Origin of the sequence: Paramagnetospirillum magneticum AMB-1, assembly GCF_000009985.1 — a bacterium.
In the GTDB taxonomy this organism is placed as follows: Bacteria; Pseudomonadota; Alphaproteobacteria; order Rhodospirillales; family Magnetospirillaceae; genus Phaeospirillum; species Phaeospirillum magneticum.
On the sequence record NC_007626.1, the window covers coordinates 3,718,425 to 3,739,800 of the forward strand.

At 65.8% G+C, this 21,376-nt stretch carries 1 protein-coding gene (running past one end of the window); it reads right to left on the reverse strand.

Annotated elements, in window-relative coordinates; genetic code table 11:
* Positions 1-21,376, reverse strand: the 3' portion of a protein-coding gene (locus tag AMB_RS17310) for a LamG-like jellyroll fold domain-containing protein (RefSeq protein ID WP_043745011.1). It continues 7,325 nt past the right edge of the window; the window shows 21,376 of its 28,701 coding nt (coding positions 7,326-28,701); its start codon lies off the right edge, out of view; the stop codon is at positions 1-3.

Consider the following 21,376-nt stretch of genomic DNA (forward strand, 5'->3'; position numbering starts at 1 on the left):
TCACCCGACGTGAGTGTGGTTCTCCACGTAAACGTGGGTATCGCCGTTGGAGTACTGGGTATAGCTGTCGTGCTGCCCGTTGACCGTCAGTTCGGCGGTGCCATTGGCCTGCCAGCCGCTGCCCGCCAGGGTGACGCTGTTCCCGCCGATGACCACCAGGGCATTGCCCGTGCCGGTCACCGCATTGGTGCCATTCAGCATGGATTGCAAGTGGGCGAGATCCAGCACCGCATTGTTGTTGTTGGCGTGGCTGAGGTCCAGGACGTCAAAGTTCTGTACCGCGTTGTTCCACAGCCCTGTCAGATCGAAGGCCTGATTGTTGAGGTTCTCCCACTGCAAGGTGTTGCCGCCGCCGGCGCCGCCATCCAGGAAGTGGAAGTTCATGTCGGAAACACCGATGGTGTTGTAGCTGCCGTGGCCGGCATAGACGTCGGCGCCGCCACCCAGATGCACCATCTCGTTCTGGCCGAGGCCGATGACGTAATCAGCCGTCGCTCCGCCGTTATAGGTCGAATTGCCGTTGACGGTGGTCGCGGCATGGGCGGTCACCGACAGGCTGGTGCCGTTGAGGGTCGGATCCCAGATCCAGCCGGTGCCGCTGTCGATGCCGTGAATGACCTCGAAAGCGCCCGACAGGCCGCCCGTCCCCCAGGTCAGCAGCGTCGCCGTGGGATTGCCGCTGATGGTGCCGTGGCTGTAGATGTCCAGGGTGCCGTCCAGGGTCAGGCTGCCGCTGACATTCATGCGGTCGAAGCTGCCGTTCCAGTAATCCAGCACCAGATGCGAGCTTTCGGCCAGGCTCAGGCTGCCCGTCACCCCCAACGTGCCGGCCGATGAGGAATCGCCGGGATTGATATAACCGTGATTGATGAAATCCGCATCGGTGGCGTTGATGGTGCCGCTGCCGGCGATCTTGCCCAGATTGTCGATCAGGGCATGGCTTGTGGCGGAGGTGTCGCTGACGGTCAGCATATGGTTGTTGCTGAGGGTCAGCGTCGCATGGTTGTCGAAGGCATCCGCCACCAGATTGAGGGCGTGGCCGACATTCACCTCGCCGTAATTGCTGAAGCTGGTCGCCGCGATGGTGCCGGCGCCGTTGAATCCGCCCACCTCGATGCTGCCGTGGTTGGTCAGCGCGTCGGCGACCATCAGGGAGGTACCGACGAACCCGCTGCCACCGGTCATCTGGATGTCGCCGTAATTGTTGAAGGCATGGGCCAGATGCACGCTGGCACTGACGGAATCGGTGCCGACGGTCAGGTTGGAATCCATGTACAACACGGCGGCGGCGGCGACCTCCAGATAGGAGCCGATGTAATCCGCCCCCTTCATGATGAAGCTTCCCCCCTGCACCCGCATGGTGCCGGTCCCGCTGAGCGAGGTCGAGGTCATGGCACCGCCGTTATAGACGGCAAGTGTGTTGCCGCCGATCCCCACCGTGCCGGACATGACGGCCGCACCGGAAATACCAAGGTATCCGCTGCCCGCCAGGCTGCCGCCCGTGCTCAGGTCAAAGCCGCCGAAATCGGACAGGATGGCACCGCTGGCCAGCGACAGCACGCCGCCGGCGACATTGAGCTGCGACGGCCCGTCGAGCCGCCCCTCCAGGCCGAGGGCCAGCGTCCCGCCGCTCAGATTCAGCGTCGCGCCGGAAAGTGACAGGCCGGCGACGGAATCGCTGCCGGAAAGGTGATCGACCGTGGCGTTGCCGATCACCGCCCTGGCGTCCGAATCCGGGACCAGCGTGGTGTTCCAGCTTGCCGCCGTTCCCCAGGTCCCCGAGGCGCCGCCCGCCCAGGTCCGGTTGTGGTCATAGACGGCGATATGCTCGATGCCGCCGATAGTGGTGGTCACGCCGTCCCCCACCGACCAGGTGAAGCTGTCCCAGCCGCTATAGCCGGCGGTGCCGGTATAGGTGTAGGCGCCGGTGGCGGCATCGGTGACCGTCGCCGTGCCATGGCTGGGATTGCCGGTCTTGGTAAAGGTTAGCTGACCACCCTCGGGATCGGTCGCCAGCAGCATGCCGTTATAGACGGCCCCGGCTACGGATTCCCCGATATCACCGCCGGTGATCTCCGGGGCCAGATTGGCCGGACTCACCGTGACCGCCATGGTCTTGGACACGGTGATCGAGCCGTTGGAAAGGTCGGTGACGGTCAGGTTGATGTTTTCGCCGGTCGACGCGGGATCGGACTGGTAAACAACCTCCATCAGCGCAGCATTGATGCGATCGAGGCTCCCGGTAAATACCATGCTGTGGCTGCCATTGCTGCCGGCGGTGAAAGAGATTCCCCCCGTGGTATGGAGACTGAGACTGCCAATTCCGACCGTCAGGGCGACCGAGTATTGGTCGCCGCCCAGTGCACCGACCTCGTCGACCACCTGAAGGTTGAGGGTCTCGCTGCCGTTCTTGACCACGGAGAAGTCGGCGCCCCCCACGATGGCCGGGGCATCGCGTACCGAGCGCACTCCGATGCCCACCGTGCCGTAGGTCAGGTTGCCGCTGCCATCGTTGATGGCCACCACGAAGTAATCCGAGCCGAAGTAATTGGCGTCCGGGGTATAGCTGTAGCCGCTGGCCCCGGCGGACATGGAGCCGCCGGTCAGGAACACCGAGCCGGCCGACAAGGTGGTGGTGCCCAGCACCGTGGTGCCCACCAGGGACAGGGTGCCGTGCTGCGGCCCCTGGGCGACGGTCGCCCAGGTGGGCTGGCTGTAATTGAGGTGATCCACGTCGAACAGCCCGGCCCGCAACTCGGTATCCTCGCGGGTGACGACGGCGTCATCGAACAGAGACGCCTTGGCTCCGGTCAGGCTGACCGCCGTGACAATGGCACTTCCATTGCCGCTGCTGTCGATCGCAAAGCCGCCCGATATGTCGTCAAGACGCCAATTGCCGACCAGCTTGTCGTCTTCGCCGTTCACACGGGTGGTCATGTAGGACGAGATCTCGCTGGCCGTCCGCGCATCCTTCCACACCCGGACATCGGACATCTGGCCATCGAAATAGCTGCCGCTCACATTGGCATCATGGCCGATTTCAAAATTGCTCCACGTCGACAACCGACTCCCGATAAACGCCGAAGAGGTGCCGACGCTCTGGCCGTTGACGTAGAGCGTCGCCACATCGTTGTGCACGACGACCGCCACGTGGCTCCACAAGCCGAGGCTGGCCGAGGGACCGGACAAGGTCAGGCCTTGCGACGCCACGTTGGAGCCGGCATTGCCCTGCATGGAGAACACCAGCTGGCCGTTGGCGATTTCCAGGTTGAACAGGTTGACGGTATTCCCGCCCAGCGAGGAGGTGGCCGACACAATGCTCTGGTGGGCGGTGGCGGTGTCGGGACGGATCCAGGCCTCCAGGGTGAAGTCCCCGGAGTAATCCATCTTGCTGTTGCCGCCAGCAATGACACTCGTCGAACCGTTGAAGTCCGCCACCTTGCCCATGGTGTTGACGTTCACCGGCGCGGCGCCCGTCCCGAACGTCCAATCGGCCGCCAGGGTGGAGGTGCTGACCTCGTTGCCGCCCAGGGTGGCGGCCGACTGAATCTGGGTCTGGGTCAGCGCCGACTTCCACACCGCCATGTCCGAGATTTCGCCGTTAAAGGCCATCTGGGTCCATTGGTAGTTCAGATTGCCGATCACCGCGGCGCCGGCGCCGATATTCAGATTCTGGGACAGGGTGGCCGCCCCGTCCGGACCGCCATCGATGTACAGGACGGCGTGGCCGGCGCCGTCATAGGTCACCGCCACATGGTGCCAGGCGCCGTCATTCACCGAAGCGGTGGATTGCGGTCCCGTGACGCTTTGGCCGTCGAAGTGAAGCTTGCCGTTCTCCACGTAGAAGCACGCGGTCTGTCCCACGCCATCGGCGCCGTTGTCGAAGATGTCGCCGCGTACCGTGACACCCGACCCGACCCGGATCCAGGCCGCATAGGTGAAGGCCCCGGTGCCGGTGGCCAGATCGGATTGGTTGGCAACGTTGATTCCGGTGGAAGCCGACAGCTGCACCGCCGTCCGGCCGCCGATCGTCGCCAGATTCGCACCGCCGCCCGGCAGGGTCAGGGAATGGCCGTTGCCGCTGAAATCGTTCAGTCCGGTGCTGACCGCCAGGGTCAGATCGTGACCGTAACTCGAATTATCCAGCAGCACGCCGGTGGAGTTGGCGTTGTAGACCCGGTCCATGTTCCACTCGGCGATCAGATGATCGGAGGAAAGCTCCTCTGTCCGGTGCCAGTTCTTCCAGATCTCCAGCGGGGTGCGGACATCGTCGAACAGGCGCACCTGATCCAGTTGCCCCACATAGCTGCCGCCGGCGGCGGGCGTGCCGCCCACATAGAAATTGCCGCTGCCGGAATAATCGCTGGCTGCCGCGGAATTGCCGACCGCCACGCCATCGCGATAGAGAGTCAAGGTGTTGGACACCGCGTCATAGGTGCCGGCCCAATGGTGCCAGGCCCCCGTATCGGCGCTGGCGGGATAGGTCACCGCCGTTCCGCCGCTGCGACCGTCCAGCGAGAAGCGGAGATTGCCCGAAGCGTCGAAGCCGACGAACAGATCCGTTCCAGAGCCGGCCGTTCCCTGGCTCAGCAGGGTCTGGCCGTTGACATAGCCGGCCGCCTTGTTGGCCCAGAACTCCCAACTAAACGACTTGTTGGACAGCATCACGGCAGTGGACGAGGCATAGCCGGTTCCGTCGAATTGCAGCGACCCGCCCGCCGCCCCCGAACCGACGAACTCCACCGGGCTTTCCGTGCGGATGGACAGCAGCTTGGTGGTGGTATTGCCGTCACCGATGCCGGTGGCCACCACATTGAAGCTGTCGACGCCGTACCAGCCGGTATTGGGCGTGTAGGTGAAGGTGCCGTCGGTGTTGACCACCAGAGTGCCGTGGGTGGGCGACGTCCCCGCCGTCCAGTTGACCACGCCGCCGGAGCTGTCCGGCGCGATGGCCGCCAGGGTGCCGTGATAGGGAACGCCCGCCTGGGCGACGACCACATCGTCATAGAGGGGCGCGTCGTTGTGGATCACGGTGAGGGCGCCGGTCACGGAGCCGTCGTGATTGCCGATGGTGGCGTCCTGCACCACGGCGGCCACCGGGGCTTCGTCCAGGCGCCAATAGCCGCCCAGGGCGGTCTCGGCTCCGGTCTGCTCCATGTTCATGGCCGAGACCACCTGCACCTGCGACAGGGCGGTGGTCCAGATTCGCGCCTCGGCCATGTCGCCGACGAATTGCGGCGTGGACGTGCTGTACGAGGTGGCCAGCTTGACCGCACCGGCGATGTTGTAGTCGCCGATAACGCCAGTGCCGTCCAGGGTCCCGTCCACATAGATTCTGTAGGCCGCCATGGTGGCGTCGATATTGTTCAAGGTCACGGCCACATGGTGCCACAGGCCGTCGGCCACCACGCCGTTGCCCGCGACGGGTCCGGCGTCGCCAGCCGTCGTCAGATGAATCTTCCCGTCGACGCCGGAATAGATCCACAGCCCCTGACCGGTGCTGGTGGTCCCGGCCGTAAAGATCATCTGCGCCTGCGAGGTATCGGAGGTCCGAATCCACGCCTCGAAGGTCAGCGGGCCGTTGCCCTGACCGACCGAGGAGCCGAGATTGATGGCGGCCGAGCCGTTGAAATGCAGGGCCGTCTCGGGGACGACGGCCATCACCGCCGGGCTGGAACTGACCGAGATGGTGCCCGAGACCGAGGTCAGCGACCCGTAGACGGTACCGTTCAGGGCCCCGTGGGCATCGATCACCGTCGCGGCGGCGCTGGCCTCGTTGAGGTTCCAGGCGGCCAGCAGGTTGCTTTCGTTGCCGGCCGGCTCGTTCCGCATGGTCTGGACGATCTGGGTATTGCTCAGGCCGCCGTTCCACACCTGCACGTCGGCGATATCGCCGGTGAAGAAATTGTCGGTGGCGTGCGCGGCGCCGATCTGGGCGCCGGCCGAGATGGTCAGGCCCGAAATGGAGCTGTTCCAGCCGGATTGGACGGTCGTGCTCTCCAGCACGCCATCCACATACAGCTTCAGGGTATTGGCGGCGGAGTCCACGGCATAGGTGACGTAGTGCCACTGGCCGTCGGCGATGTTGGTGGTACCCAGATAGGACTTGCCGGTGGTGCCGTTGGTGGTCACCTCCGCCGCCAGCTTGCCGTCATAGACGGCCATCTGCGCCCAAGCCGTCGCGCCGGGGCTGTAGGTGGAGAAGATGCCGCCATCCAAGCCGGCGGCATTGTCCGTGGTCCGGATCCAGGCGGAAACCGTATGGCTGGTCAGGCTGATGGGCGAGGCGGTCTTGACGTAATCCGTGGCGCCGTCGAACGTGGCTCCGGTGATGGGCATCACGCCGCTGGCGACGGGCAGCACGAAGTCGTGGCCGTGGCCCGACAGGTCCGTGGCCCCGCCGGCACCGTTCCAGTAACCGACCAGACCCGATTCGGTGCCGTCCAGCACCTGATTGTAGCTGGACGCCATATCATGGGCATTGCGGCCGTAGCTCCACAGGCGGACATCGCTGATGGCACCCTCGAAGCCGTTCACCGCAACACTGTTGGACACCGACTGGCCGACCCACAGGTCGGCATTGGACGACAGCGAGTAATTGCTGAAGGTGTGGCTGCCCGACGCCACGGCCTCGCCGTTGACGAACAGGGTGATGGTGTCGCCCGAGCGGGTCACCGCCACATGCGCCCACTGGTCGGCGGCCAGGGCGCTGGACGCCTGCAGGGTATAGGCGGGACTGGCGGAACTGTCCGCCCCGACGAACTGCAGATGGCCCCCCACCAGTTCCAGGCGGATCTGGGCGGTGCCCAGGGAATCGCCGAACTGCTTGGACAGAATGGTGGCGTGGCCCAGCAGGGCGGCGGCCGTCGGCTCGATCCAGGCCTCCATGGTGAAATCGTTGCCGCCGAAATAGGCCAGCTGGTTGGCGTTGGTCACAACCGCATGGTTGCTGCCGTCCAGGACCAGTTGCCCCATATGCTGGGTGGCGCCCAGAATCTCGGTGGGATCGTCGACGCGCACCGCCACCAGCTTGCTGGACGATACGCCGTTGGCGGTCGCCGTCAGGGTAAAGCTGTCCATCCCCTCGTAGCCGGTATTGGGGGTATAGACGAAGCTGCCGTCGGAATGCACCACCAGGGTGCCGTGGGCGGTCAGGCTGCCCGAGGTCAGACCCGTAGCGCTGTAGCTGAGCGTCGCCCCGGTGGCGTCATGGGCGACCAGCATGCCGTGATACTGCCCGTTGCGTGCCACGTCCACGCCATCATTGAAGACGTTCAGGCCGCTGGCGGCGGTCTGCACCACATTGGTCACGCCGGCCGGCAGGAGCAGGTCGTAACCATTGCCCGTGGCATCGGTCAGATCGGTCCCGACCCAGGCGGCCAGAAGCCCTTCGTGATCGGCATTATTACCGGGCATGGAATCATGGACATTCTGGGCATCGCGCTCGACGCTCCACAGCCGCACGTCAGCGATCTGGCCGTTGAAGGCGGTCGAGGAATCCAGGCCGGTGCCGGCCAGATCGCTGCGTGCGCCGATGGTCAGGTCGTAGGCGTTGGAGATATCGGCATCCAGGGCCGAGACGCTCTTCACCGCCACCCCATTGATGTACAAGGTGTATTGGTCGCCACCGCGAGTCACCGCGATGTGGCTCCAGGTGTCGAGGGTGACACTGCCCGCCTGCAGGATCACGGCACCGTTCAGCCGCAGGGTCGGGACCCCTCCGCTGAGATAAAGCGCCATGCCCGGCTCGGTCGAGCCCGCCCCCTCCTTGGCGACGATCATATGGGTGCCGGACAGCGAGGTGGTCGGATTGATCCAGGCTTCCAGGGTGAAGTCGTCCGCCCCCGGATCGAGAACATCGCCCGCCGACAGGTACTTGCTGCTGCCGTCGAAGCTGAACGCCTGGGTTTGCTTGACGCTGACCGCCAGATCGGCATGATCCGTGGTGGCCCAGGTGGCAGCCGAGCTGAAGGTCCCGTTATGCAGGCCAGTCAGGTCATAGGCGGTGGTGCCCGTGCCCTCGTCCAGCTTCCAGTAACCCGCCAGCCCGTATTCATGGCCCGACAGATTGCCGTTCTGGTCGGCGCCGATCTCGGAAAGCCCACGGGCTTCGTTCCACAGCCGGACCTCGGCGATCTGGCCCTGGAAATGGGTGGTGGAGGCCAAGGCCCCGCTCAGATTGGTCTGGTCGAAGCCGGCCCCGATCACCGTCTCGCCGGTATGGGCGGCACCCGAGATATTATTGACGGCGGGAACGATGCTGGTGGTGCTGTTGGCGCCATTGCCGTCGCTGAAGTGGGTGTAGCGCACCCCGTCGACCACCACCGACCAGGCGCCGTTGTCATTGACCAGGGCGATGTCGGTCCACTGGTTGGCGGCGACGAGAATATCCTGATGATTGGCGTTCTGGACCACGGCGGCTCCGACGCCATTGCCCTGAATGACGATCCGCCCGCTGTTGTCGAGCAGCAGGGCATAGCCCGAGCTGCCCCAGTCGCCGTTGCTGAAGATGACGCCGCCGTCACCGGGCGAGGTGCCGGCCCAATTGATCTTCGCCTCGACGGTGAAGTGGGTGACGTTGGTGGAGGCATTGGCCCCGGCCAGCTCGACGGCCTGGGTGTCGCCGAACACCGCCGCCCGCAGGGGCGGGGTCCCCACATGGCTGCCGCTGCCCAACTGCATGTAGGCATCGTAATTGGTGTCGTTATTGCTGCCGTTGCCATGGTCGGCATCGAAGGTCCAATGGCCGATCAACCCGGCCCCCGTCCCCGTTCCCAGGCCGTCGATATCCCCGGCCTCGATCTGGTCCGCGCTCAGCTTGGTGTTCCAGATCTTGAGGTTGTCGAACATGCCCTTGGTGAAGAAGCTGCTGTTCAACTCCGCGCCGAGGGTCATGGTGTTCAGCGACGACATGACGCTGGCCGTACCCGAGGTATCCGTCACCGTGGCCGACAGCGAGCCGTCCAGGTAGATCTTGGCCGTGCCGTGATCATAGGTGACCGCCACATGGTGCCAGGACGACGAGGTGATGGTGGACACCCCCGGGAACTGGGAGAATCCGGCGCCCGACGCGTCCCGGTCGACATAGAGGCCCAGTTCCCCGGAGGCGCTCACCGTCGCCTTCAGCATGGCATTGGCGCCCACGCCCAGGCTGAACAGGGTCTGGGCAAGGTTGGCGTTGCCGAGATTGACGTCGAACTCGACGCTGAGCTGGCCGCCGGCGAATTCCTCGCCCGGCAGGTAGATGCTGGCCGCCTTGGAGGTGCCGTTGGCGAACAGCACCGAGGTCCGTTCGGTCGCCCCGGCCACGGTGATCGGGTTGGCCACGTCCACCGTGTAGCTCTTGGTGCTGCTGCTGGTGCCGTCGCTCAGTTGCAGGGTGAAGGTATCGGACCCCACATAGCCGCTGGTCGGCGTATAGGTGAAGGCGCCGTTGGCCCCCAGGCTGAGGGTGCCGTGGGCCGGGGCCGTCCCCGTCTGACTCAGGGTGAGGCCGCTGCCCTCCTGGTCGAAGATGGATACCGTGCCGCTGATGGCGTGTCCGGCATAGGTGCTGACGTGGTCGCTGCCCACCGGAGCCGAACCATAGGGCCCCACCGAAGCCGTGACGTTGCCCGTCGCCGTGGCGTCCGGCCCGGCCATGTTGACCACCTGGCCTTCGCTCATGGTCCAGGCGCCGATCAGACCGGCCTGGGAGTTCCAGGAGACCGGCGCCATGTCGGCCAGGATGTTCTGGGAGGTGCGGGCGGTGTTCCACACCCGCACGTCGGCGATCTCGCCCGTGAAGTTCTGGGCGGCGGTCCCAGGGGCCGCCGAATTGCCCAGATAGACCGGGCCGCTCAGGTTGTAGGCGTTGATGGTGGCCGTGCCATCCAGCTGGCCGTCCACATAATAGGTGACGGTCCCATTGCCGTTGACGACGCCGGCCACATGGTGCCATTGCCCGTTGGCCACGTTGGCGGTGCCCAGGGTGATCGCGCCGTTCTGCGACTGTCCAATTCCCAGTTTGCCGTTGGCGGCGACATAGAGGGACATCCCCGTATTGGCGCCGTCCTGGCCGATATAGACGATGGTCTGGTTGGTGGCCGAGCTGGTCTTGATCCAGGCCTCGAAGGTCAACGGCCCCGAGCCCTGCCCGATGGTGCCGCCAAAGGCCACGGCGGCGGATGAGGAGCCGTTGAAATGCATGGCCTGCCCATCCGTGGGCGAGGGCATGGAATTGCCGATGGGAATCAGGCTGGGGCCGTTGGCGTTGAGCGACGAGACCGGCTCGGTGCCCGCAATGTTGTTGAAGTTCCAGGCGCCGACCAGTCCGGTCTCGGCCCCGGTGGGCTCCAGGCCCTTGCCGTTGACGATCTGGGCGCCGGTGCGGGCCACGTTCCAGACGCGCACGTCGTCGATCTGGCCGTTGAAGGCCGTGTTGGTGTCGACGGTGCCGGTCCCGCCATAGTGCATGGCCCCGATCATCAGGTCGGTGGCCGAGGGCTGGGCGGAAACGGTGCCCACCGACACGGTGTCGATCTGCTGATTGTCGGCATAGAGCTTGTAGACGCCGCCTTCGCGCACCACGGCCACGTGGTGCCACGCGCCGTCATTATAGCTGCTGGCGCTTTGCAGCGACCACATGGCCCCCGAATAGGTGTCGGGCGACAGGAAGGTCAGCTTGCCGTCCACCAGGGCCAGGGCGAAGGTCGTGCCCACGTTGCCGGTTGCGGTGGTGCCCTGGCCGATGATGATCCGGGTGCCCGTCGTGGTGTCGCGGGTGTTGATCCAGGCCTCCAGCGAGAAATCGCCCAAGGTGGAGGACAAGGACGATGTCGCGGCGAAGCCGGTGCCGCCGTTCAGGTAGACGGCGCTGTTGTTGGCCGACAGGCCGCCCAGCACGGGTGCATGGCCGGGGCTCTGCACCACCAGCTTGGCGACCGCCGGCGTGGAGGTCAGGCTGCCGTCGCTGACGGTGTACTTGATGGTGTCGGTGCCGTAGAAGCCGTAATCCGGCGTATAGGTGAAGGCGCCGTTGGTGCCCAGGGTCAGCACGCCGTGGCTAGGTTGGCCACTGATGGTGCCGGTGTTGTACAGGGCATAGGTCAGCGCGCCGCCTTCCACGTCGCTGCCGGTCAGGGTGCCGCTCAGGGTCCCGTCGGTATTCAGCGTGAAGGTCGGGGCCGCGCGCTCGGAGAAGGTATAGGCGACATTGCCGCCGCTCGTGCTCATCAGCCCGTTGACGCTGCCATCCACCGGATTGGTCTGCAGGCCGTCGAAGCGCCAGTAGCCGGACAGGCCGGCCTCGTAACCATGCAGCGTGGCGCTCATATTGGCGGCGATTTCCGCCTGGGTGCGCACGCCGTGCCACACCCGCACGTCGTCCAGCAGGCCGTTCAGGGCATTGCCCGTGGTGCCGATGGACGCGCCCAGGCCCAGCGTGCCGGTATCGGTTACCGCCAGGGGCGCGGTCGCGATGGTGCCGCTGGCGTAGGACGCTCCGTCCAGATACAGGGTGACGGCGCCCGAGCTGCTGATGCTGGCCGCCACATGGTGCCAAGTTCCCGTGAAGGTGGCGGGCGTACCAGCCAGCGTCACCTCGGCGCCACCGACCACCACCGCCAGGGTGAAGGTTCCCGGGCTGCCCGACACTTCCTTGACGAACAGGCCGTATTCGACGCTGCCGCCGGTGGTGCCGCGGGCGACCACGGCGTGAAGCTGGCCGCTGGTCTCGGAGGCCAAGGGCTTGACCCAGGCTTCCAGGGTCACGGCATCGGCGAAGGCCAGCTTGCCCATGCTGTCGTTGACCGTCACCGTGCTGGCGGTGCTGCCGGTGGCATAGAGAGCATAGCCCGACCCCGCCCCGGCCACCGGGGCCTGATTGACCGGCTGCACGGCGATGGAAACGGTCTGGAGCGCCGACAGGGTCTGACCGTCGCTCAACTGCACCTGGAACGAGTCCGACGTGTGGGTCGAGCCGTCGTTGAAATACCGCAGCCCCATGGTGCCGCCCATGTTGAGGTCGGACGCATTGACGGCATCCCCCACCGCCAGCACCCGGCCATTGATCACCAGGGCGCCGTAATCGGGCAGGTCGGAAATGATGTAGCTGAGCTGGTTGGCGAAGGCGCTCTCGGTATCGGTGCCCTGCAACCCCGAGGCCCCGCCCATGATGCTGGTGACCGAGCCCTGGGACGTAATGAAGGCGGTGCCCACGGTCAGAGTCGGCCCGGTATTGCTGACACCCACCGTAAACGACATGGTGTTCATGCCGGTCATCGTGCCGCCGATGCCGTCGCTCAGGGTGAAGTTGAAAGCATCGGGACCCGTGGTGCCCGCCGCCACGAACTTGATGATGTCGGCGGCGACATCGGCCTGGGTGAAGGTCGCCCCGGTACCCAGCACCGTGGTCCCCTTCATCAGGGTGCCCTGATGGGCCAGGGAACCGACCGTGTAGACCAGTTTGGAATCGCCCACCTGAATACTGGGATTGGGATTCAGATAGGCCTCGTTCAGGGTAATGGTCCCCGACTGAGCTACCGACAGGGTCGGCAGCGCCAGGGCGATGCCATGGGCGTCATAGCCCATGTTGGCCGTGAAGGACTGAGCCACCACATGGCCCTGGCCGTCATCGACGTTCACGGTGAAGGTGTCGGCGCCCACATAGCCGGTATCGGCCTGGTAGTTCAGACTGGACCCCGTCACGCTGACCGTGCCGTGCGCCGTCCGGGTCGAGCCCGACAGCGAATATGTCAGCATATCGCTGATATCGCCGTCAGTAGCCATCAAGGTGCCGCTGACCATGCTGCCATTGGCCACCGAGAACGAGGTCACGGTGGAGGTCCCGGTCATCAGGCCCTGCCATACGGGCACGTCCTGGACGGAGGTGATGGTCAGCGTGCCGGTGGCCTGGGACGTGGAATAGGCGCTATAGGCCGAACTGCCGACATTGGTGTTGACCACGGTGCCGCTGGTGGCGCCATCGGTGCCGTCCCAAGCCCGGAAGTCTAGGAAAACGTTGCCGTTGAAATTGTCGTGGGGCCAGAAGCGGACCTTGGCGCTGGCCGCCAGGACCAGGGCATTGACCGAGTTCACGTTGGTGTCGATATCGACCCAGCCACCGCCGCCGTTCAGGTTGAACTGCCACTTGCCGGAGGTCGAATTGGCATTGGTGACGGCGATGCCCATGCCGCCCGCCACGATGGAAGTGTCCACGTAATGCCCAGCCACCAGATCGGACACCAGGGTCCCGGTATTGGCCGCTTCGGAGACATCCTCGACGATGGTCTTGAGCACCGGCGGACCGCTCACCGAGACGGAGATGTTGTCCAGCATCGAGGCGTCGGCCTCGGCATGATACAGGATGCCGTTCCACAATGAGGCGTTCTGGGCCGTGGTGCCGGTCCACAGCAGATTGGCGTTGAGGTTCTGCAGCCCGGTGACCTGCGTCCAGGCGCCCGAGTTGGTCAGATCCTTGTAGTAGAGGCTGATGGAGCCCTGCCCACCATAGGCGTTGGTATCCAGCACGATCTGGAACCGCTCCCACGCCCCGGTCAGGTTGAGGCTGGCGACCTGAGTCGAACCATCGGCCAGGCGCAGGATGGCCTGCTGGTTGACCAGATTGTATTCAACCCCAATGGCGCCCTCGTTGGCGTCGAGGGTCGTGAGGTGGTTCGAAGATGTCGCCAGGATATTGCCGTCGCCGTCCAGATCGGCGCCGATCCGCATGAAACTGCCCCAATAGGTGGGCGTAAAGTCGTATTCGAGGGTCAGAGTCCCGCCGTTGACCAGGGTCGGAATGACGAATCCGCCACCCGACAAACGGGAAATCTCCACATCCTGATTGCCGCCGATGAGCGCATTGGTGAAGGCCTTCGACCCCACATAGGCGCCCGAGGACGATACCGTGGCGATGGCGTTGTCGGTGGCGCGATTGCTCACCCAGCCGTCCTGGCCACCGATAGTTCCGGCATTCAGGGCGTTGAAGTCATAGCTGGCCGTCAGCGTGCCAGCCTGGGTCAGGGCCGGAGCGTCATTGATATGCACGACGACGGTGCGATCGGTGGTGCCGCCGAATCCGTCGCTGGTCCGCAGCGTGAGGGTCTCGCTGCCGCCGAAGCCGGTGTTGCCGGTGTAGCTGACCATGCCCGAGCCGTTGACGGTGGCCGTGCCGTGGGCGGTCAGGCTGCCGCCGACGATGGAATAGCTCAGACTGTCGCCATCGGGGTCGGTGGTCGCGGCGCTCTGGCTGAGGGTCATGCCATAGCTGCCCTCGAGCAGGAGTGTCCCGCCCGAGACCGGGCTCTGATTGAACACCCCGGAATTGCTCACCGCGACCGAAATGGTCTGAGTGGTGATGCCGCCATGGCCGTCATCGGCCTGAACGACGAACTTGTCGTGCCCGGTAAAGGCGGGATCGGGATCATAGACCCACCGGCCGGTATTCGTATTGAGCAGGACCGTGCCATGCTGGGGCGCCAGCGCCCCGGTGCCGACGGTCAGGGTCAGCGGCAGCGGCGAGCTGAACAGCAGCCGGCCCTCGATATTTTGGTCCATCATGGCGACGCGGTCGTCGGCCCAGACCGGCAGGCCACCCGTGGCGCTGAGGGTGGCGTCGCGGGCATAGCTCGACGAATCCGTCGCCACGGTCCCCGTGCCCTGGCCCAGAGTCCAGTTGGCGGCCAGCGCGCTCCAATCGGGATCGCTGGAGGTGATGACGCGATGGGCGTTCGCCGCGATCTCGGCGCTGCTGCGCACCGTGTTCCAGAGCCGGACATCGGCGATTTCGCCCCGGAAGCCCTCGGTCCCGCCGTCCCCGGCATGGCCGATGATGGTGGTGCCGGGATAGGCGTTGCCGGAAATCTGGCTGACTCCGAGCGTGCCGTTGGGGAAGCTGTAGCTGGTGCCGTCGATATCGACGCTGAACACCCCGCTGGAGCGGGTCAGGGCCACATGCTGCCACTGCCCGGCGGTCAGGATGGCGGTCGACGAAACAGTCACGGTGTTGCTGCCGGCCATGACGCCGAGGTGGCCGCTGGCGCTGTCCACGTACAGGCCATAACCGCTGTACGAGGCATTGCCGTTATAGGCGATGAACTGGGCGCCGCCGCTGTTGGTGCCGTCCCACTTGACCCAGGCCTCCAGGGTCACGTTGTCGATGGCCGTGCTGACATTGGTGGTGGTGTGGATGTTGTTGGCGCCGCTGAAGCGGACGGCCGCCGTCTCGGCGACCACGGTGGGAGCCGGCGCGACATAGAGGCTCGAAGCCCCGGTGATGTCGGATTGGGCCGGCGCGGTGGTCACGCCGGCCAGCTTGATCACGGTTCCGTTGAGGGTCGAGCCGCCCACCGCCAGCCAGCCATCGGTGCCGTCGGTGAAGAAGCCGACCACGTTCTGGCCAAGGCTGGAGACCATGGCGGCCGAATTCTCGACCGATCCCATCCAGGCGATGCTGGGGGCATAGGCCAGCCCGCCGGCCGCCGACAGGTCCACATGGTCAAGACCCGTGGCGAAATCGGTGATCACCGCCGGAGCGGCCTGGGTGGACACAGTTCCGGCGCTGAAGACGAAAGTGTCGGCGCCGGCATTGCCAGTCAGCACGTCGCCGCCGGCCCCGGCAATCAGGGTATCGTTGGCCATGCCGCCGATCAGGGTCTGCACCGCGGAATCGGCCAGAGCACTCAGCGTCACATTGGCCGTGGACAGATGGGCGTCCACGGTGGTGATGCCCGAGCCCGAGGCCAGCGGCCCCATGGTCAGCGACAGAGGCGACCCAGACACGCCCAGCATCAGGGTCTCGACGTTCCCCACATTGGTGAAGGCGGAATCAACCACCACTCCACCCGAGGTGAAGTTCAGGCTGAGGATGTCCTTGCCCGCCCCGCCATTCACCGAATCGGCGCTGCTGATATCGGACAGAATGAAGGTGTCGTTGCCGGTACCGCCCGTCAAGGTGTCGGAGCCCGCGCCGCCGTTCAAGGTGACGCCGCCGCCGCTGGTGGTGGTGATGATGTCGTTGCCGGCCCCGCCGTCGACGGAGGCGATGCCGTCGCCGACATTGAGGGTATCGGCCGCCGACGTCCCGGTCAGAACCACGCTGTCATAGCTGAGGTCGATGACCTGGCGGAATACGTCGTCGCCCGACGTCCCCGTTCCCACATAGGTGACGACCACGTCGCCGTTGGCCAGGGTCGCAATCTGCGGCTGCGTATCGCCGGTATAGCCGGTGGCGGAGATCTGGAATTCCGTGCCGATCTTGCCGCCGGAGGCATCGAACCGCTGGCCCCAATGGCTGTGGGGAACGGCACCGCCCGCGCTCTGCTCCCACACGGCCAGGAAGCCGCCATCCGGCAGCGCGGTGACGGCGGGGTAGCCGTGCCAGATGCCGTTCGTGTTGCTGACCTGGAATTCGGCATTGGTCAATGGCGTGCCGTTGGCGCCGTAGACCCGCCCATACACCCCGTAATTGGCGCCGTCTTGGCCGGAACTGTGCCAGGTGGCGACGAAACCTCCGCCGGAAAGGGCGGCAATGGATACACCGGACTGGTCACCCGTGGTGAAGCTGTTGAGCTGGAATTCCGCCGACATATTTCCGGAGGCGTCGATCTTCCGGCCAAAGACCCCCCAGCTGTTGGCGTCATTGGAGTGCCAGACCGCCACCACCGAGCCATCGGCCAAAGCGCAGAGGCCACCGAGCGGTTCGCCGGTCACCACGGTGGAAAGCTGGACCTGGTTGCCGACGGCGACTCCGGCGGCGTTGTAGCGCTGGCCGAACGTGTAGTGGCTGCCGAGGAAGGTGGTGCCGGAATACTCGCTTTGCCAGGCGACGAAGAAGCCGCCATCCGACGTTGCAGTGACCACCGGCCAGGCCTGGTAACCAAGCGTGGTGCTGACGCTGCCGTTGGCGGTCACCAGGAATTCGGTGCCCGGCGTGCCGCTGGTGGGATAATCGGCCGGGAACACCCGTCCGTAGACGCCCCAATCGGGATTGCCGGCCTGCCCGTTGCTGTGCCAGACCGCGACGATGCGGCCATCGGCCAGTTGCGCCAGTTGCGCCGCCCATTGCTCGCCGGCGACGGTGCCGTTGACCACGAACTCGGCGCCGACCTTGTTGCCGGCGGCGTTGTAGCGCTGGGCGATATTGCCCCAATTGCCGACCGCATCCTGATCCAGGGATTGCCAGCTGACCAGATAGCCGCCATCGGCCAAGGCCGTGATGGCATTCGGCGCCTGGTTGCCGGCATCCATCACGTTGACCTGTGTGGCCGTTCCGACCGTGGCGACCGGCGACAGGGAGCTGCCGCTCAGAGTCAGAGTCCGGTCGGCGAAGACCAGGGTCTCGACACCGGCCAGGGAATCGGTGCCGTCATTGCCGTCGACGGTATTGGTGTCCTGGACGACGACGCCACCACTGGCGGCGCGGATGCTGTACCCGGCGGCGTTGCCGTGGAACTTCGCCGTATCGGTGCCCGTGCCGCCATTGAACAGATCGTTGCCGGACCCGCCGGTGAAGGTGTCGTTGCCGACGCCGCCCAACAGGCTGGTGGCACCGCTGCCGGCGATTACATTGAGTGCACCGGTCGCCGCCGAAGCGTCCAGGGCGAGCGAGCCGGTGGAAGCACTGGCGTCCAGGGTGGACACCCCGCTCCCCGCCCCCAGGGACAGGGCCACGGCACCCGAACCGGTCAGTTCGACGCTCTCCACGCCGCTCAGCTTGGACAGACTGGCGGCCCCGGTACCCGACAGGACGAGCTTGTCGGTGCCCAGGCCGCCGATCACCGTGGCGGCCTGACTCAGATCGACGACATTCATCTTCACGATGTCGTTGCCGTCACCCGCGTCGATGGTGGCAAAGCCGCTGCCCACATCCAGGGTGTCGGCGGCGACGGTGCCGTTCAACGCGGTGGTGCTGGCGCTGTAGCCGGTGAGGGCAATCCTCTGGGAGAAAACTCCCATGCCCGAGCCGTCATCGGCCTGCCACACCACTTCGACGCTGCCATCGGACAGCAGGGTGGCGGAGGGATGGCTGTCGCCGCCGGCCGCGCCGGCGCCGATCGCGAAGTCGGCCTGGGTCTGCTGGCCCTGGGAATCGAAACGCCGCCCCATGATCACGCGGGTACCCGACACGGCCGTGTCGTCGTCCCACACCGCCAGGAAGCCCCCGTCGGCCAGGGCGACCACCGACGGCCAGGCCTGGTAGCCGGCCGTGACGGTGGTGACCAGGAACTCGGTCCCCGCCGTGCCGCTGGCGGGGTAGCCAGCGGGGAAAATCCGCCCGTAGGTGCCCCAATTGCCGTCGGCGTTGTCCTGGCCCTGGCTGTGCCACAGCACCACGAAACCGCCGCCGGCCAAGGGGGCCATGGTGGCCCCCGCCTGGGCGCCGCTGGTGGTGGCGTTGACCGTGAACTCGCCCAACAGCGTCCCCGCCGCGCTGATGCGCTGGCCGAAAACGTCGCTGCTGCTCAAACCGGTCCACAGCACCACCACATCGCCACCGGGCAGAGCCACGGCGGCATTCATGCCATAGCCGCTGCCCCAGACATCGTGGCTGGAGGAAAGCCGGATTTCCGCGCCGGCCGGGGTACCGTCCGCATTGAACATGCGACCGAAGGGGTAATTGCTCCCCAGGGCGGTGCCACCGGACTGGTCGCTCTCCCAGGCGGCGAAAAAGCCGCCGTTCGGCGTCGCGGTCACCACCGGCCAGGCCTGATAGCCGACGGTGGTGGAGGGAACCACGAACTCGGCACCGGGGGTGCCGCTGGTCGGCCAGGTCGAGGGGAAGACCCGCCCGATCGTGCCCCAGTTGCTGCCGTCCTGGCCATCGCTGTGCCACAGGATGACGAAGCTGCCGTTGCTCAGGACGGCCACCTGCTGACCATACTGGTCGCCGTTGATGGTCGTGTTGACCGCGAATTCGCTACCGATCGGAGTGCCGGCGGAATTGAAGCGCTGGGCGAACACGCCAGCGCCGCCGTCATAGCCCTGCCAGGTCACCACATAGCCGCCATCGGGCAGAAGGGCGATCTTGGCATCCGTCTGGTTGTTGGGCAGGACGGTATTAACCGTCACGGGCGCGCCGGTCGGCACAAAGGTGCCCAATGCCCCGACCGTGCCGCTCAGCGTCAGGGTGCGATCGGCAAAGACCAGGGTCTCGACGCCGCTCAGGGTATCGGTGCCGTCGTTGCCGCCGACGGTGTTGATGTCGGTGACCGTGACGCCACCCGTGCCGGTGGAAATGCGGTAACCGTCCAGATTGCCGTGGAACCTCGCCTGATCCGCGCCGAAACCGCCGTCAAAGACATCGTTGCCCGAGCCGCCGGTGAAGGTATCGGCGCCGAAGCCACCGATGACGGTCAAAGGCGCGCCGCGGCCGGTGGCGTCGACGGCAACACCGGCATCGGTGTTCAAGGCGTCCAGGATGCTGAACCCGGCCCCCGACGACACCGTGCCCATGGCGACGGACAGCGGCGCGCCCGAGGCCGCCAGTGTCAGCACTTCAACGCCATGAATATTGGTGAACGCGCTGTCAGCCACCACGCCGGTGGTGGTGAAGGTCAGCCTCAGAACGTCGTTGCCCGCTCCGCCATTCACAGAATCGGTGCTGCTGAAATCGGACAGGATGAAGATGTCGTTGCCCGCCCCGCCGGTCAGGGTGTCCGACCCTGATCCGCCGTCAAGGGTGGTAACCGACGACGTTCCCGTCGCGGTCAGGGTATCGTTGCCCGCGCCGCCAAGGACGCTGGAGATGCCGCTGCCCACGTTGATGACATCGGCACCGGTGCCGCCCGTCAGGGTCAGATAGCCGCCTTTGTTGTCCACGGAAACAGTCTTGGCATCACTGAACGCCACCTGCTCGACGCCGTAGAGATAGGCCGAACCGCCGCCGGTGATGGAGAGGCTGCCGCCCGAACCATTGAAGGTCGCGGCGCCCTCGGCCATCTGCAGGCTAATGGTGTCCGTGCCGGCACCGCCCATCATGCTGGTGGTGCCGGTACCGGCCAACAGAGTGACCCCGGACGACACCGCCGAGGCATCCAACGACACCGTCCCGCTGTTGGTACTGGCGTCGATGGTGGACAGCCCAGAACCGCCCACCAGGGACAGCCCCAGGTTGCCCGCCCCGGTCAGCGCCAGTTCCTCGATGCCGCTGAGCTTGGCCTGGTCGGTCGGGCTGATCACGCCGATCCCCGACAGAGTCAGACGGTCCGTACCCTGCCCGCCGATCACCGTGGTGGCCGCCGCCAGATCGGCGGCACTCATCTTGATGACGTCGTTGCCATCGCCCGCGTTGATGGAGACAAAGCCGCCGCCCACATCCAGCGTATCGGCCAGGGCCGAACCGTTCAGCGCCTGCAGCGCCGGCGCCACCACCGTGGCGTTACTGGTGAAGGCGGAATTGTTGCTGCCCGAAAGGTCCGGGATGATGCCGCCCGAGGCGGTGGCCGGGTTCCACAGGCCCACCAGTCCGGTGGTCGGAACCAGGGTCGAGGCCATGTCCGCCTGAATCTGCGTCGGGCTGCGCGCGCTGTCCCAGATGGCGATGGGGCCGTATTCGCTGTCCATCGGCGCCATGGTGTGATGCGCGCTGCCGAAGATGACGTTGACTTCGTCCGTATAGTTGTTGGGAACCGAGAGGGCCGCGCCGTCGGCGACACCGTTCACGTAGAGCTGCGAGACCCCCAGGTAATCCACGGTCTGGGTGATGTGGTACCACTGCCCGGCCTGAACGACCTGGCTGCCGGTCGAAGAGCCGCCACCGGCGACGTAGGAAATCAGCGTGTGAGTGGTGGGGTCGACCGCGACGGTATAGGTATAGCCGCCCACGGTATCTTCCATCTGGGTGGCGTTATTCCAGGCGTTGGTCCGCCCGAAGACATTGCCCGGCAGGCCCGATGTCGGCAGGGTGTTGAACTTGACCCACACCTCCAGGGTCACATGCGCCGTATGGCTGTCGACCAGGGAGATGCCCGATCCGGCGGCCCCCACCAGCGCCAGCCCGCCGCCGGCCGATTGCCCCGACCCGGAACCGAGCGTAAAGCTGCGGTCGCTGAACTGCAGCGTCTCGATGCCCGACAGAGTATCGGTGCCGTCATTGCCGTTCAGGGTAGGATTGGTGTCGACCACCGTCACGGTGCCGTTGGTCATGGAGATGCGGTAATCGGCGGCGGCGCCGCTGAAGATCGCCTTGTCGGCGCCCGAACCGCCGTTGATGATGTCGTTGCCCAGGCCGCCGGTGAAGGTGTCGGCCCCGCTGCCGCCGCTGAGCACGTCGTTGCCCGAGCCGCCGACCAGGGTATCAGCCCCCGAACCAGACGCGACGGTCACCGCGCCGGTGCGCGACGCCGCGTTCACCAGAAGGTCGCCGGTATCGCCCGAGGCATCCACCCGGGTGATG